The 14,542-nt window shown below is 58.2% G+C and carries 14 protein-coding genes; all 14 read left to right on the top strand.

Features of this window, described 5'->3' with window-relative positions:
- Nucleotides 1-25: 25 nt before the first annotated feature.
- The 14 genes from AC1RRJ_RS11550 to AC1RRJ_RS11485 all read left to right on the top strand — a co-directional run bounded on the left by AC1RRJ_RS11550 (nucleotide 26) and on the right by AC1RRJ_RS11485 (nucleotide 14,530).
- Nucleotides 26-1,300, top strand: coding sequence for a tetratricopeptide repeat protein (locus AC1RRJ_RS11550; RefSeq protein ID WP_493122743.1), 1,275 nt, complete (start codon nucleotides 26-28; stop codon nucleotides 1,298-1,300).
- A complete protein-coding gene (gene hldE, locus AC1RRJ_RS11545; RefSeq protein WP_493122741.1) occupies nucleotides 1,297-2,751 on the top strand; it encodes a bifunctional D-glycero-beta-D-manno-heptose-7-phosphate kinase/D-glycero-beta-D-manno-heptose 1-phosphate adenylyltransferase HldE in 1,455 nt (484 codons plus the stop codon). The genes AC1RRJ_RS11550 and hldE overlap by 4 nt, the downstream gene beginning before the upstream one ends.
- Nucleotides 2,748-3,689 carry an ADP-glyceromanno-heptose 6-epimerase gene (rfaD, locus tag AC1RRJ_RS11540; RefSeq protein WP_493122739.1) on the top strand — a complete coding sequence of 314 codons (942 nt, stop codon included), beginning with the start codon at nucleotides 2,748-2,750 and terminating at the stop codon, nucleotides 3,687-3,689. The genes hldE and rfaD overlap by 4 nt, the downstream gene beginning before the upstream one ends.
- A gap of 87 nt (nucleotides 3,690-3,776) precedes the next feature.
- Nucleotides 3,777-4,949: a DegT/DnrJ/EryC1/StrS family aminotransferase gene (locus AC1RRJ_RS11535; protein ID WP_493122737.1), complete on the top strand. Its 1,173-nt coding sequence runs from the start codon at nucleotides 3,777-3,779 to the stop codon at nucleotides 4,947-4,949.
- A gap of 35 nt (nucleotides 4,950-4,984) precedes the next feature.
- Nucleotides 4,985-6,214, top strand: coding sequence for a hypothetical protein (locus AC1RRJ_RS11530; protein ID WP_493122735.1), 1,230 nt, complete (start codon nucleotides 4,985-4,987; stop codon nucleotides 6,212-6,214).
- Nucleotides 6,211-6,801 (top strand): D-glycero-alpha-D-manno-heptose-1,7-bisphosphate 7-phosphatase, encoded by a 591-nt coding sequence (locus AC1RRJ_RS11525; RefSeq protein ID WP_493122733.1) that lies wholly within the window; start codon nucleotides 6,211-6,213, stop codon nucleotides 6,799-6,801. Before AC1RRJ_RS11530 ends, AC1RRJ_RS11525 begins: the two co-directional genes overlap by 4 nt.
- A gap of 53 nt (nucleotides 6,802-6,854) precedes the next feature.
- Nucleotides 6,855-7,586, top strand: a complete 732-nt coding sequence (locus AC1RRJ_RS11520) for an FkbM family methyltransferase (RefSeq protein WP_493122731.1) — start codon at nucleotides 6,855-6,857, stop codon at nucleotides 7,584-7,586.
- Nucleotides 7,587-7,588: 2 nt separating this feature from the next.
- Nucleotides 7,589-8,749 (top strand): AGE family epimerase/isomerase, encoded by a 1,161-nt coding sequence (locus AC1RRJ_RS11515; protein ID WP_493122729.1) that lies wholly within the window; start codon nucleotides 7,589-7,591, stop codon nucleotides 8,747-8,749.
- Between the two features lie 112 nt (nucleotides 8,750-8,861).
- Complete coding sequence (locus AC1RRJ_RS11510) at nucleotides 8,862-9,743, top strand: class I SAM-dependent methyltransferase (RefSeq protein ID WP_493122727.1); 882 nt, start codon at nucleotides 8,862-8,864, stop codon at nucleotides 9,741-9,743.
- Nucleotides 9,744-9,760: 17 nt separating this feature from the next.
- Entirely contained in the window at nucleotides 9,761-10,825 is a 1,065-nt protein-coding gene (gmd, locus tag AC1RRJ_RS11505; protein WP_493122725.1) for a GDP-mannose 4,6-dehydratase, read from the top strand.
- Nucleotides 10,826-10,827: 2 nt separating this feature from the next.
- A complete protein-coding gene (gene fcl / locus AC1RRJ_RS11500) occupies nucleotides 10,828-11,763 on the top strand; it encodes a GDP-L-fucose synthase (protein ID WP_493122723.1) in 936 nt (311 codons plus the stop codon).
- Nucleotides 11,760-12,563, top strand: a complete 804-nt coding sequence (locus AC1RRJ_RS11495) for a hypothetical protein (protein WP_493122721.1) — start codon at nucleotides 11,760-11,762, stop codon at nucleotides 12,561-12,563. Before fcl ends, AC1RRJ_RS11495 begins: the two co-directional genes overlap by 4 nt.
- A gap of 15 nt (nucleotides 12,564-12,578) precedes the next feature.
- On the top strand, nucleotides 12,579-13,922 hold the full coding sequence (locus tag AC1RRJ_RS11490) for a lipid II flippase MurJ (RefSeq protein WP_493122719.1): 1,344 nt from the start codon (nucleotides 12,579-12,581) through the stop codon (nucleotides 13,920-13,922).
- Nucleotides 13,919-14,530: a sugar transferase gene (locus tag AC1RRJ_RS11485; protein WP_493122717.1), complete on the top strand. Its 612-nt coding sequence runs from the start codon at nucleotides 13,919-13,921 to the stop codon at nucleotides 14,528-14,530. Before AC1RRJ_RS11490 ends, AC1RRJ_RS11485 begins: the two co-directional genes overlap by 4 nt.
- Nucleotides 14,531-14,542: the final 12 nt, after the last annotated feature.

Here is a 14,542-nt window from a genome sequence, read left to right as displayed (position 1 = left end):
TGCCAATCAAAGATGCATCACGCTCATGAAGCCGGAACGCGCAATCAAGATCCTGGTCGGAACCATGACCCTTGTCGGGGCCGGTTTTGCCGGCGCGAACGCGATCGGCAATGTCAGCCGTATCAGCAACCCGGCATTGGCCGCCCTCGTCGCGCCCAACGACGGACGCGTCATAGCCAATTTGAGCAATGCCAAGGCGCAGCTGCTGCTCGCCAAGAACCGACCTGGACAAAAGCTTCCCTATCTTGCCGCTGACGCGCGCAAGGCATTGCGACTGGAGCCGCTCAACAGCATCGCGCTCCGGTTGCTGGCGTTGGAGCATGAGCAGCGCGGCCGCCTGGACTCCACCCGGAAATTGATCGGCTTGTCGGAATTGATGAGCCGCCGCGATGGCGCGACACAATTATGGCTGATCATGGACAGCGCGAAGCGCGAGGATGTACGATCCTTTGTACGCCATGCAGACATACTTTTGCGCACGCAGCCCGAGGCGGCACCGACCATTGCTCCGATCCTGAACCAGGCCATGGAAGACCCGGCATTCCGCGATGCCATATTGCCCTACGTCAAAAAGAAGTCGCCCTGGATTCCTGACTATCTGAACTTTGCCTCGACCAACGCGCGTCGCCCGGATGCCATCAGCAAGCTGATACTGGCTTCGGGCGGTGTTCCTGATGGTCCGGTGAGACTGGAAACGGAAAGCAACCTTCTTCGCCGGCTCGTCGAATTGGGTTTTTCCACTGAAGCCCTGCGGTTCCTTCCACGTATGAAGGACGCGCGCCCCGAAATAGCCAATACCCTGGCTTTCTCGCGCGCCTCCACCGACGCCCGTTTTGTGCCGATCGCGTGGGAGGCCATGTCCCCCAATGCGATGGTCGCAACGTTCGACGAAGAAGAACAGGGGCGCCTCTCGCTGAATGTTGTTGCGAGTTCGGGCGAACGCGGAATCGTTGCCCGGAAAATGCTGTCGCTCAAGCCCGGCTCTTATCGTTTCTTTCAGCATGTGGCATTGGCGACCGCAGGCGACCGCTACCCCTTTGCGGGCTGGCAAATTCGCTGCGTCGATGCAAAGAATCAGCAACCGATCTGGCGGTCGTCGAACAATTGGCAGGGCGTAGGCAAGCAATGGACCGCAGGTCCGACGATTCCGGCATCCTGCCCCGTGCAGATGCTCGAACTCGAGACGTCAGGCGGCCTCGCTGGCGAGGGAATCGAGCTTTCGATCGCGTCTGTCGAACTGCGGCCCGCTGGCGGCGCGGCCACCCTGCCCGCTTCGTCGCGTTCCGGAAAGAACCAATGACCAAGACCTTGGCGAATGCGCCCGACCACCGGATTCTGGTGGTCGGCGATGTCATGCTCGACCGTTATCTGGAAGGCACGGCAAGCCGACTGTCACCGGAAGCACCTGTTCCCGTCCTGAAAGTCGAACAGGTTTTCGAACGCGCGGGTGGCGCGGCCAACGTCGCGATCAACATCGCCGCATTGGGCGCACGGGTCACGCTCGTGGCATATGTGGGCCAGGACCAGGACGCAGCCCAACTTCAGGCCCTGCTTGAACGGGCGGGCGTCGACTGCCGCTTTATCGTCGCCCGATCGGGCCGCACGATCGTAAAGCTCCGGGCATTGGCGATGCGGCAGCAAATCATGCGCATGGATTTCGAAGACGATTTTGCGGACGAGGATCATGGCGCCCTGCTGGACCGGATCGCGGAACTGGCGCCAACGCACGACCTGCTGGTGCTGTCCGATTACGCGAAGGGAACGCTGACCGAAGCGCAATCCATGATCCGTTCGGTCGTGCCACAAGGCATTCCGATCCTGGTGGACCCCAAGGGGAAAGATTATTCCCGATACGCCGGCGCGACCATGATTACCCCGAATGAAAGCGAATTTGTGGCCGCCGGCGGGTGTGCGGAAACCGACGAGACCTTTCGCAGCAGTGCAAAGGCGATGCTCAACGATCTGGATTTGAGCGCGTTGCTGGTAACACGCGGCGAAAAAGGCATGTCGCTGTGCTTGCCATCGGGCGAGACACATTCGATTCCTGCGGAAGCCCGAGAAGTCTTCGACGTCACAGGCGCGGGCGACACCGTCATTGCAACCTTGGCCACAAAGATTGCGCTCGGCTTTCCTTTTCACGATGCCATGCACTGGGCCAATCAGGCGGCGGCCATCGTCGTTGCCCGCAAGGGTACGGCGTCGGTCAACGCCTTTGAGCTTCAATCGCGCGTCGATGCAGGCCAGTCACGACACGGCCGCACCGATGTGCTGGATTTGATCGAGCAAGCGCGCAAGGCCGGCGAAACGATCGTGATGACCAACGGATGCTTCGACATATTGCACGCTGGCCACGTCACCTATCTGGAGCAAGCTAGGGCACTGGGAGACCGGCTGGTGGTTGCGGTGAACGATGATGCTTCGGTCGGCCGCCTCAAGGGATCCAGCCGGCCTATAAATGCTTTGCCCGATCGGATGATGGTGCTCGAAGCGCTGAGCGCGGTCGATTGGGTCGTCCCCTTTTCTGGCTCAACCGGCCCGGATGGCACGCATGAAGATACGCCGCGAGACCTTATTGCGCGAATACAGCCCAACATCCTGGTCAAGGGCGGCGATTATGTGATTGAAACGGTGGTCGGCGCCGACGACGTGATCGCACGCGGCGGCCGCGTCGAAATCCTGCCCTTCGTGGAGGGGCGATCGACAAGCGCGATCATCGAACAGGCGAAACTATCGTCGGAGGCCGACGCATGATCATCGTGACCGGCGGCGCCGGCATGATCGGCTCGAACATCGTACGGCGCCTCAACGCCGATGGCGAAACCGATATTCTGGTCGTCGACGACCTGACCGACGGCACGAAATTCCGGAATCTGGCGCCGCTCCAGATCGCCGATTATGTCGACAAGGACGATTTTCTCGACTTGCTGGCCAAGCGCCACTTTGGTCAGATCGATGCGATCTTTCATCAAGGCGCCTGTTCGTCGACGACCGAGTGGAACGGCCGGATGATGATGCGCGACAATTATGCCTATTCGCAGTCGCTGCTTCGGCATTGTCAGTCGGACAATATCCCTTTCGTCTATGCCTCATCCGCCGCCGTTTACGGGAATTCGACGGTCTTCGCAGAAGATGGCGGACACGAGGCACCGCTCAACGTCTATGGTTATTCCAAGAAGCTGTTCGACGACTATCTGCGTCGTCAGTGGCATCAGCTTGGCGCACCGGTCGTGGGCCTGCGCTATTTCAACGTCTACGGCCCCAACGAAGCCCATAAGGGTTCGATGGCATCGGTGGCCTTCCATCTGTTCAACCAGGTGATGGCGGGCGAAAATCCTAAACTCTTCGGGGCTTGGGATGGTGTCGAGGCGGGGCAGCAATCGCGCGATTTTGTTCATGTCGCCGACGTCGCGGACGTCAATATCTGGGCTTGGAAATCGGGCGTTTCGGGCATTTTTAACTGCGGCACGGGCCGCGCCGAACCCTTTTTGAACGTCGCCAATGCAGTGATCGAAACGACGGGCCGGGGCACGGTGGAATATATCCCCTTCCCCGATCATTTGAAGGGACGGTATCAGAGCTTCACGCAGGCCGATATTTCGGCGCTGCGCGGCGCCGGCTATAACGGGAATTTCCGGACCGTTGCGGAAGGGACCGGCGAATATGTCGCCGGGCTGAAATCCGGTGAGTGATCCGCACTTGGCCACGTCAATAATTCCCGGGCGCGCCGATGTCGCTGCCCATCTGAATGCCGAGCGAGATTTGGCGGAGATCTGCGCGTGACCCTGCCCTTTCTACCCTACTCATTGCCTGACATCGGCGAAGCCGAACAGGCCGCCGTGCGCGAAACGCTGGCCAGCGGCTGGGTCACCACCGGCCCAAAATGCAAAGAGTTTGAGGAAGCGTTCGCCGCTCACCTGGGCGGCGGTGTTACCGCGCTGGCGGTGAATTCGGCCACCTCGGGCTTGCATCTCGCACTTGAAGCCTTGGGCATCGGCCCCGGAGACGAGGTAATCGTCCCGACCATGACCTTTACCGCGACGGCCGAAATCGTCCGTTATCTGGGCGCCGACGTGCGCTTCGCCGATATCGATCCGGCGACGCTCAACATCGATCCCGCCGATATCCGTCGCAAGATTACCGATCGGACCAAGGCGATCATGGTTGTCCATTATGGCGGCCTGTGCTGCGACATGGACGAGATCGGCGCGATCGCCCGGGAACATGGCCTGCGCGTGGTCGAAGACGCCGCGCATGCCTTTCCAACGACATGGGATGGACGCCTCGTCGGAACGCTCGACAGCGACGCAACGGTATTCAGTTTCTACGCCAACAAGACGATGACTACCGGCGAAGGTGGCATGGTCGTGTCACGCGATGCGGCGATGATCGATCGTATGCGCGCGATGCGCCTGCACGGGATCAACCGCGACGCTTTCGCGCGTTTCCAGTCCAAGTCTCCATCATGGTATTATGAAGTGGTCGCCCCCGGCTTCAAATATAATATGACCGACGTCGCCGCGGCGATGGGGTGCGTCCAGCTGACCCGCATTGGCGAATTCGTCGAAAAGCGCGAGGCGCTGGCGCGGCGATATGACGAGCTTCTGCAAGGCTTGCCACTAATCCTGCCGCCTCGTCCGCGCCAGGGCGACGTCCATGCCTGGCACATCTATGCCATCCGGTTGCAGCACGGAACCGAAACGCTCGACACCCGCGCTCGCTTCATCGAGCAGCTCAGTGAGGCTGGCATCGGGACGAGCGTGCATTATATCCCGTTGCATCGCCAACCCTATTGGCGCGACCGCTATGATCTGAACCCGGCAGAATTCCCGCAGGCTGACCTCGCCTATCATCAGTTCGTCAGCCTGCCGCTTTATACAAAAATGACCCTTGCGGACGTTGATCGCGTAGTTTCGGCCATCCGAAAAATATTCGGGAACAGCATCGCATGATAGCGATCGTCTATACGATATTTTTTGCGTTCACCATGCCGACCCTGTTCTTTCGGAACAGGCTCGCAGGGACGATCTATGCCGTTCTTTACCTGTATAGTATATTCGCGATTGTGGGCTATCTCTATTTTCCCGGGATGTCCGAATCTATATTCGCCTATTTTGGCGATCAGGCAGGCTATATTGGCGCAAGCTTTATCTTTCTGTCGATGGTCGCTTTTTTTGCGATCAACATATTTCTCTATCGCCCACGACCGGCAAATGCTCCGCCCAAGCTAGGTTTCAGAATTTCCTTTGACCGCGAGGACTCGCTATCGGCGTTTTCCGTCCTGCTTGTCTATGGACTGGCTGGCGCATTTGCATTGTTTTTGTATGTGACCTTCGAGGACCTGTCCTGGTCAGAGGTTCAGCAGGAAAATATTCCCGTTCGAGTTGCGGTCTTCATTGCCGCATTTAAACTATCAGTTGGAATATTGTGCTTCCTCTACATTTGCATAATGTCGAAAGTTCCGAAGAACTACATAGCCATTGTACCGGCTTTCATATTTTATCTTGTAGCATTTCTCATCGCCAGCGTAAAATTGGGAAACAGAACCGACCCCGCAGCCCTTATCGTCGGCATATTGTTTTTTGAATCATCGCGAAGAGCACTGGATGCAAAGACGCTCTTGCGATCGATTTTACTCGTGCTGGTCGGGATCGTTGGCCTCAGTGTGATCGAGTTTTTCCGGTATGACACGGAAAGCAGCATTGTATCGTTGACCGACAAGATCATCCAGAACGACTATTTCGCTCCCGCGCACATGCTTTTTGCATCGATTGCATATGATTTCGTCGACTTGAAAGAAGTCATCGATTCAAATTTCAACAATGCACTAATACTTCAGAACTATCCGTACCTTCAACAATCCGTCACCGATCTTTTCAATTTCGGCGTTGCAACACGCTCTGCCGGTTACGCTTTCTATATTTTTTCGGAAGGATATATTGCCTTTGGATTTATAGGATTCCTGTACAATGCGACGGTAACATCTTTCTTTATACGAGTGTGGAACGCCCTATCCTGTACTGACAGTAAATTTTTCAATACGATCATTTTGAGCATTCTCGCGACAATGAGCATCAATGTCTGTCGCGCGCAGAGCTCACAATATGTCAAGATCATATACACCTATTTCATGCCGGTCATGATCTTGATTGTAATAATTCTGGGAGTCCGAATTGGCCTGCAGCGCAAGGTCATTCGCGACGACCTCCTGCAATGACGCACGGCACCATGCCAGACCGCGCGCCTCCCTTTCTCTTGCTTCTAGACCGGGACGGAACCGTCATAGAGGACAAGGGCTATCTTTGCGATCCGGAACAGATCACCTTGGAAAAGGGCGCGATCGAAGGCCTGACAGCTCTCATTGCGCAAGGCGCCGTCCCGGTCATTGTTACCAATCAGTCAGGCGTTGGGCGCGGATATTTTTCGATGGACGATGTCGATGCCGTCCATGGCGCACTGACATCGATGCTGGCCGACCATGATGTCAGCATTGCCGCATATTATGTTTGCCCCCATCATCCGGACGAACGCTGCGCCTGCAGGAAACCCAACCCGGCGCTTGGTTTGCAAGCCGCGGCCGAACTATCCCTTCCGCTGGAAACCGCCGTCGTTGTCGGTGACAAACTCAGCGACGTCGACCTCGCCTCGCAACTCGGTGCACTTGGCGTACTCATCCGGACCGGCGAGGGCTACCTGCATGAAGCGGCCGCCCGCGCAAAAGGACATCCCGTCGTCGATAGCCTTTTGGAGCTCTCGAAAATTTTAGACCAAAGAGATCGGAAACTCAGATGCACGCTGGCATAGGGCGCAAACTCCAAATGCTGTTATCGGCCCCCGCCTTCATTCGAAATCGCGTCATGGTGAGCCGTTATCGCAGCGAAATCGAGAACTCGGGCGAAGCAGAGCTTCGACTTCTCGCAAATTTCGTCGACCCGGACCGGCCGGCCGTCGATGTCGGATGCAATCTGGGCGTTTACGCATTTCGACTCAATCAGCTCGCAAGCGCGGTTTTTGCGTTCGAGCCCAACCCTTCGCTCGCGAAGCTGGTTGAAGACCAGCGTCTCGACAAGGTTCAGGTGAAACGCATCGCCTTGTCCGACAAAAACGGGCGCAGTGAATTATACTTCCCCAAGATGCGCAGCGCACACGTGCTGGCGAGTCTGCGCCATTCGGCACAGGAAGCGCGGGATATGGACACGATCACGGTCGAGACAGCGACACTGGACTCGCTTGCGCTTCCCGACGTCGGCTTCCTGAAAATCGATGTCGAAGGTCATGAAGAGGCCGTCCTGGCCGGCGCAGAGCAAACCATCAAAAAATACATGCCAAACATTCTTTGCGAAATAGAAGAGCGCCACAATAAAGGTGGGATTGAAAGAATTGTTTCAAAATTGAGCAGCCATGGATATCGATGCATATTCTATTTCGAAAAAAAGTGGCATGATATCGATTCATTCGACTATAAAACACATCATGATTACGAATACTCCCATTCAATTGGAGCCAATCGCCGGGAAGACATACCATATTGCAATAATTTTATCTTTATAAAGAAAGGGGCGTCCTTGCCTGAAGAGGGCGCAGCTTAGCGATGCAGACTCTAGCCGACGCGTTTTCCGGGAAGCAAAAATGGCTATTCGACGACGCCCTCCCCTTCTGGTTCGCGAAAGGCACCGACTGGGTTGACGGCGGCTTTCACGAGAAATTCACTCAGGATGGAAAGCTGGTCCATGGCATCCCGCGCCGGACACGCGTCGTCGCGCGCCAGATTTTCGTATTCATGGCAGCCGGACGGCTGGGCTGGGCTGGCGACTGGAGGCGTGCAGTAGATCATGGCGCCTCGGCGCTTTTAGAGCGTTGCATCCAGCCCGACGGGCTAGCGCTTTCGACCTATTGGCCCGACGGAACGCCACAAGATACCGGCTATGATTTCTACGACCATGCCTTCGCCCTGTTCGCGCTGGGCGAACTCGCGACGCTTCCCGAGCATAACACGACCGCTCTGACAACCGCCGAAGCCATGATGGATGCCATGGAACGGCGCTTTCGCCATAGCGCTGCGGGCTTTACCGAGGATCACGCGAGCGCCCTGCCGCTCCGCGCAAATCCGCACATGCACCTGCTGGAAGCCTGCCTTACTTTGGCACGGGCACCGGGCGCGTCGGCACGCTGGCGCCACTGCGCGGACGAGATCGTAGCACTGGCGACCAGCCGCTTTGTCGATCCGGGGCATGGCGGGCTACGCGAATTTTTCGACGCCGGCTGGAATCCCATGCCGGACGACAGCGGACGTCTGATCGAACCCGGGCACCAGTTCGAATGGTCATGGCTTCTCCACCAATGGAATATGGGGGTCGATGACCCCGCCATTGCATCGACCGCAAACCGGCTGTGCGACATCGGGGAAAGCCATGGCCTTGGCATCGACGGCGCCACGGCGATCGACGAATTGTGGGACGATTTTCGCATACGCACCGCCACCGCCCGCAACTGGCCCACCACCGAACGGATCAAAGCCTGCCTTCAGCGCGCCACAATGGCAGATGAGCCTGCCTTGTGGGAAGCACGTGCCGCCGATGGATTGGGCGCATTGTCGCGCTTCCTGCAAACCCAGAATGCAGGCTTGTGGCACGATCGCCTGACCCCCGATCTTGACGCCATTCCGGGCCCTTGCGCGGCATCGAGCCTCTATCATATTGTCTGCGCGCTCGAAACCACATGGAGCTATGTCAGGCGGACCGGTGCAGCTTGACCTGTTTGTCTCGACTGTATAGCGGAACACGAAGAAGATCGGCTTTTTAGGGCCAGACCGATTTCGATCTGTCCGGGCGATCGAGATTCGCATTTGCCCTGATGAGGAAATCATGAATATCGTCGGCAGGGCTTTGAAAAAGATCGATCAGATCGCGAAGCAATACGACTACAGGCTGGGAAATACTCCTTCAAACCTTGCCAGGATCGATCCTGAATCACTACTTTTTTACTATGGAAACATCCATAGCCAGCGCGGACAGGATGGAATTCTTGCCGAGATATTTCGCCGCATAAAAATTTCCAGCGGATTCTTCGTCGAATTTGGCGCATGGGACGGAAAATATCTGAGCAATGCCCGGCGCCTCTATGAGATGGGCTGGTCGGGTTTATTCATCGAAGGAAATAGCCGGCGTTACAAGAAGCTGGTCCGCAACTATCAGAGCATCGACGTTATCTCTTGTGCCCATGATTTTGTCGGAGCCCCCAAATATGGCGTGTCGGGAAAGACGTTGCGCCAGATTATGACGGCTGCCGAACTCGATCCCGATCATATTGATTTTTTGTCGATAGACATAGACGGTTACGACTTGGAAGTTTTCCTGGGATCCGGCGTCAAACCGAAAGTGGTTTTGCTTGAGGGCGGATTTAACTTCACGCCCTGCCTCGGAGACCCCTTGCCCGAGCCAGTGGTTCGCTCGGGCTTGCAGCACCCGCTCGCGCATATCGTGACCGCAGCAGAGAAATTTGGCTATTGTGCCGTCTGCTTTTATCAGGACAGCTTCCTCGTCCGGTCCGACCTGGCGCAGATGGTGACAACCGAACTTCGATCGCCACTGTCTTTATATTCCGACGCTTATTACTTCATGCCCGACGACTTTCGGGACGAGCTTCTCGGGCTTCGGCGCAGAAATGCGGCGATTCAGACGGTCGAAGCGAAGAAATTCGGCTTTTTTCGCGAAAACCCCGTCGATATCGATTATCTTTCGGCATAACTAAGGCCCTCTCCACCATGTCAAAAAAACGCGCGCTCATCACCGGCATCACCGGGCAGGACGGCGCCTATCTGGCCCGCCTGCTCCTCGACAAGGGCTATGAAGTCCATGGCATCAAACGCCGCTCGTCGTCGTTCAACACCGGCCGGATCGAGGACATCTACGAAGATCCGCACATCAACGATCCGCACCTGATCCTGCACTATGGCGACATGACGGACAGCACCAACCTCATCCGCATCATGCAGGAATGCCAGCCCGACGAAATCTATAACCTCGCCGCGCAAAGCCATGTGCAGGTCAGTTTCGAAACGCCCGAATACACGGCGAACGCCGACGCGATCGGCACGCTCCGCCTGCTCGAAGCCATCCGCATCCTCGGACTGGAACAGCGTACACGTTTCTATCAGGCGTCGACGTCGGAACTGTACGGACTGGTACAGGAAGTACCGCAGCGCGAAACGACGCCCTTCTACCCGCGCTCGCCTTATGCGGCCGCAAAACTCTACGGCTACTGGATCGTCGTCAACTATCGCGAAGCCTATGGAATCCACGCGTCGAACGGCATCCTGTTCAATCATGAAAGCCCGCTCCGCGGCGAAACCTTTGTGACGCGCAAGATCACCCGCGCCGCCGCCGCGATCAGCCTAGGACGTCAGAACAAGCTGTATCTGGGCAATATGGATGCCCAGCGCGACTGGGGTCATGCGCGCGAATATGTGCATGGCATGTGGCTGATGCTCCAGCAGGATCAGCCCGACGATTATGTTCTGGCGACAGGGGTCACGACGACGGTCCGGCAGTTCGTCGAATGGGCCTTTGCCGAAGCGGGCATTGATTTGCGCTGGGAAGGCAGCGGCGTCGACGAAATCGGCATCTGCAAGGCCAGTGGACGGACGATCGTTGAGGTCGACCCCCGCTACTTCCGTCCGACCGAAGTCGAACTGCTGCTCGGCGATCCGGCGAAGGCGCGCGCCAAGCTTGGCTGGGAAGCCAGGATTCCCGTACGCGAACTCGCCCGCGAAATGGTGCTCGCGGATCTGGAAGTCATGCGCGACGCCCAAATCCAGAAGGACGCCTGAAAATGGCGCGACTGGGTAAGAGGATTTTTGTTGCAGGCCATCGCGGCATGGTTGGCGGCGCGCTCGTCAAACGACTGGCCGGTGAGGATTGCGAAGTCCTGACTGCGGGCCGCGACACGCTCGACCTGCTCGATCAGGATGCGGTACGGCGCTGGTTCGCTGCCGAACGCCCCGACACGGTGATCCTTGCCGCGGCGAAGGTCGGCGGCATTCTGGCGAACGACAGCTATCCAGCCGACTTCATCTATCAAAATCTTCAGATCGCAACGAACGTGATCGATGCGGCGCATCGCGCCGACGTGAACCGGCTACTCAACCTCGGTTCCAGTTGCATCTATCCGAAATTCGCCGATCAGCCGATCGTTGAGGAGGCGCTGCTGACCGGCGCGCTGGAACCGACGAACGAATGGTATGCGGTGGCGAAAATCGCCGGGCTGAAACTCGCCCAGGCCTATCGCCGCCAGTATGACCGCGACTATATTTCGGGCATGCCGACAAATCTCTATGGCCCGGGCGACAATTATGACCTGGCATCGAGCCATGTCATGCCCGCGCTGATCCACAAGGCGTATCTCGCGAAGGAGCAGGGCGCCGACAGGCTGACGATCTGGGGGACCGGGACGCCGCGGCGCGAGTTTCTGCACGTCGACGACTGTGCGGACGCCTGCGTGTTCCTGCTCCAGAATTATTCGGAGGATATGCACGTCAACATCGGGTCGGGAACCGACATTGCGATTGCCGAACTCGCAGCTCTGGTCGCGCGCGTCGTTGGATTTGAAGGCCGTGTCGTAACCGACCCCACCAAGCCCGACGGCACGCCGCGCAAGCTGATGTCGAACGCCCGGCTGGCCGCGATGGGCTGGACCCCCAGGATTTCGCTTGAGGATGGCATCGCTTCTTCCTGCGCCGACTTCCTGACCGGACGGGTTGCCGCATGAGCGCCCGCCACGACGTCACTTTGCTGGTCAATTCATCGGACGGGTTCGAGGATTGCTGGCCGCCTTTCCTCCATTTTCTTCGCCACTACTGGCCTGCCTGCCCATATCCGATCCTTCTGAACACCGAGACGAAGGATTGGGCGGCTCCCGGCGTCGACCTGCGGACAAGCCGCGTTGGCGAAGGCAGTGCACACCGCCTGTCGTGGAGCGATTGCCTGATCCGCGCGGTTGACCAGATAGATACGCCGCTGATGCTCTATTTTCAGGAAGACTATTTTATCGAACAGCCGGTGCGCGACGACATTGTCTCGCGCGCCGTCCAATTGATGCTGGACCATCCGGAGATCGGCCACATCGCACTGACGCGCCATGGCAGCTTCGGTCCGTTCGCGCCTTCACCCTATCCCGGTTTTTCAGTCATCGGCCGGGACGCCCGTTATCGAATCTCGACCCAGGCGGCGCTGTGGCGGCCGCAGGTTTTGCGCTCATATCTCGACCCCCGGGAAAATGGATGGATGTTCGAGATTCTGGGCACAAAACGCGCCAGCAAGCGAGACGACCTCTTTCTGGTGGCCGATTTCGACGACGCATCGGGTGGTCCTGCAATCGACTATACCCATACCGGAATTATCAAGGGGCAGTGGCACGAAGCGATGCCGAGCCTGTTTGCCCGTCATGGACTCGACGTCGATTTCGCGCGCCGGGGCATCTATTCGGAGCCGCCATATTGGCGGCGGAAATGGGCCGTCTTGCGCAAGCTGGCCGAAGATCCCGTTCACAGCCTCCGACATTTTTTCTGAACGGATGGCGGCGACATGGCCTCGCGCTTACTCTCGAAATCGCAGCTGCTCGGTACGACGATCGTCGTAACCGGCATCACGCTGGCGGGCAGCGTACTGAACTTCGTCGCCCAGGCGACCCTCGCCTATCGGTTCGGCGCGGGCGCCGCGATCGATGCCTATAGTTATGCGATCAGCCTGCCCATCTTCCTGACCGGATTGGCCGCAAGCATTCTCAGCTATACCGCTGTCCCGATGATGGCCAAGGCCAGCGAAGACGGCCACCGCGCACGGCAGATCGGCCGTTCGATTTCGGCGTGGCTGATGTCAATCTGTGCGCTCATCATCTTGCTTGCCGTGCCCGCGATTGCGCTCCAACCGCTGATCGTTCCGCCGGCGCGCGATATCCTTCTGTACCCCGGTCTGAACGGAATGATCATTCTGGCCTGGGCTGCAGGAGCGATTCAGCTTCTCACCGCGCTGGCAGTCGCGCAACTCAATGCCGTCGGGCGGCCCGTGATTGCGGCAAGCCTTGCACTGACAATCAGCAGCGGCACGATTGCTGCCCTGCTGCTGTTCCCCTACGCGGGCATCACCATCGCGATGTTGGGACTTGTTGGCGGGTCCATGATTGGTGCGGCTGCGGGGCTATTTATCACACGTTCCCACCTGCTCCCCCCCGTCTTTTCGGCCGAGGTGAGGCACGAGATGATCGGCCTTGGTAAATCGGCACTATGGGCGGTGCTGGGACTGAGCTGTTTCGCGAGTTTTTTTGTGATCGACGCGATCTGGGCATCGCGGCTCGGCGAAGGTTCGCTCGCCGCGATGGGCTACGCGCATCGGCTGGTGATCGGAATCGGCAGCCTCGTTATTGCCGGCCCATCAGCGTTGTTCATTCCGCGTCTGGCGCGTCTCGTGGCCGCGAACGATAGCGCGGGCTTTCGCCGCTTTCTTTTTCGGGCGGTTGGTCTGGTCGCACTGGCCGGCGGCATTTGCGCGATCGGCATATTCCTGTTCGCGCAGCAACTGGTTGGCATCCTGTTTGAGCGCGGCGCGTTCGACCAGGCCGATACGTTGCTGGTCGCGACCGTCTTGCGGCATATGGCGCCAGGTGTCGTGACAATGCTGGTTTCCGTGATCCTGCTACGCGCAGTTTTTTGTCTGCCCGGGGTGAACATCGCCTCGGCGTTCCTCGGCATCCTGTTCGCGCTATGCTACTTCTCCTTCTCCTGGCTCATGCTCGATCTTGGGGTCGAGGGACTGGCAAACAGCTATTCATTGAGCTGGACGATCTTCGCGCTATGCAATGTGGTCCTGATCATCCGCCGATCGCGGTTTGCGCATGCACCCAATGCCCCGCCGGCGGGGGCCGCGGCATGAGCAAGCGGCTGTTCGATCTTCTGGTTGCCGCAATCGGACTGGTACTTGCCGCCCCCGTCATGGCAGTGATCGCGCTGGCCCTGCTGTCCAGCCGCGACGGCCCGATCCTTTTCCGTCAGGAAAGAGCCGGACGTCACGGCAAGCCGTTCACGATCCTGAAATTCCGGACGATGCGATCCTCACGGCCAGGCGAGGCCTCGATCACGATCGGACAGGACAACCGGATCACACGCCTTGGTAGCGTTCTGCGTCAAACCAAATTGGACGAGCTGCCGCAGCTCTTCAACGTGCTGCGCGGTGACATGAGCCTCGTCGGCCCGCGTCCCGAGGTTCCCGAATATTATGCCCTTTACGACCCGGCGTTGCGCGAACGCATCGCGCGCGTCCGCCCCGGAATCACCGACAGGGCGTCGATCATCTACCGCAACGAGTCTGAAATGCTGGCGGAGCAGGACGATCCGCAAGACTATTATCGAAACATCATATTGCCGCATAAACAGGCTATCGCGGCCGAATATGCCGACAGTCACTCGTTGCGCGGAGACATCGCGATCATCATCGATACAGTCCGGGCTGTCGCCGGCAATTCACGCAGGCCATCGACATGACGACGCGAGGCG

Source organism: Sphingopyxis sp. GW821-FHT12C06, assembly GCF_058807415.1.
The sequence above is the reverse complement of the archived record's forward strand: the minus strand, read 5'-3'. Positions and strand labels throughout refer to the sequence as shown.

Excerpts from the sequence above, each read along its gene's own strand:
- AC1RRJ_RS11550 (WP_493122743.1), top strand. The coding sequence starts at position 26 with ATGAAGCCGGAACGCGCAATCAAGATCCTGGTCGGAACCATGACCCTT.
- hldE (WP_493122741.1), top strand. The coding sequence starts at position 1,297 with ATGACCAAGACCTTGGCGAATGCGCCCGACCACCGGATTCTGGTGGTC.
- rfaD (WP_493122739.1), top strand. The coding sequence starts at position 2,748 with ATGATCATCGTGACCGGCGGCGCCGGCATGATCGGCTCGAACATCGTA.
- AC1RRJ_RS11530 (WP_493122735.1), top strand. The coding sequence starts at position 4,985 with ATGCCGACCCTGTTCTTTCGGAACAGGCTCGCAGGGACGATCTATGCC.
- AC1RRJ_RS11525 (WP_493122733.1), top strand. The coding sequence starts at position 6,211 with ATGACGCACGGCACCATGCCAGACCGCGCGCCTCCCTTTCTCTTGCTT.
- AC1RRJ_RS11520 (WP_493122731.1), top strand. The coding sequence starts at position 6,855 with ATGGTGAGCCGTTATCGCAGCGAAATCGAGAACTCGGGCGAAGCAGAG.
- AC1RRJ_RS11515 (WP_493122729.1), top strand. The coding sequence starts at position 7,589 with ATGCAGACTCTAGCCGACGCGTTTTCCGGGAAGCAAAAATGGCTATTC.
- AC1RRJ_RS11510 (WP_493122727.1), top strand. The coding sequence starts at position 8,862 with ATGAATATCGTCGGCAGGGCTTTGAAAAAGATCGATCAGATCGCGAAG.
- gmd (WP_493122725.1), top strand. The coding sequence starts at position 9,761 with ATGTCAAAAAAACGCGCGCTCATCACCGGCATCACCGGGCAGGACGGC.
- fcl (WP_493122723.1), top strand. The coding sequence starts at position 10,828 with ATGGCGCGACTGGGTAAGAGGATTTTTGTTGCAGGCCATCGCGGCATG.
- AC1RRJ_RS11495 (WP_493122721.1), top strand. The coding sequence starts at position 11,760 with ATGAGCGCCCGCCACGACGTCACTTTGCTGGTCAATTCATCGGACGGG.
- AC1RRJ_RS11490 (WP_493122719.1), top strand. The coding sequence starts at position 12,579 with ATGGCCTCGCGCTTACTCTCGAAATCGCAGCTGCTCGGTACGACGATC.
- AC1RRJ_RS11485 (WP_493122717.1), top strand. The coding sequence starts at position 13,919 with ATGAGCAAGCGGCTGTTCGATCTTCTGGTTGCCGCAATCGGACTGGTA.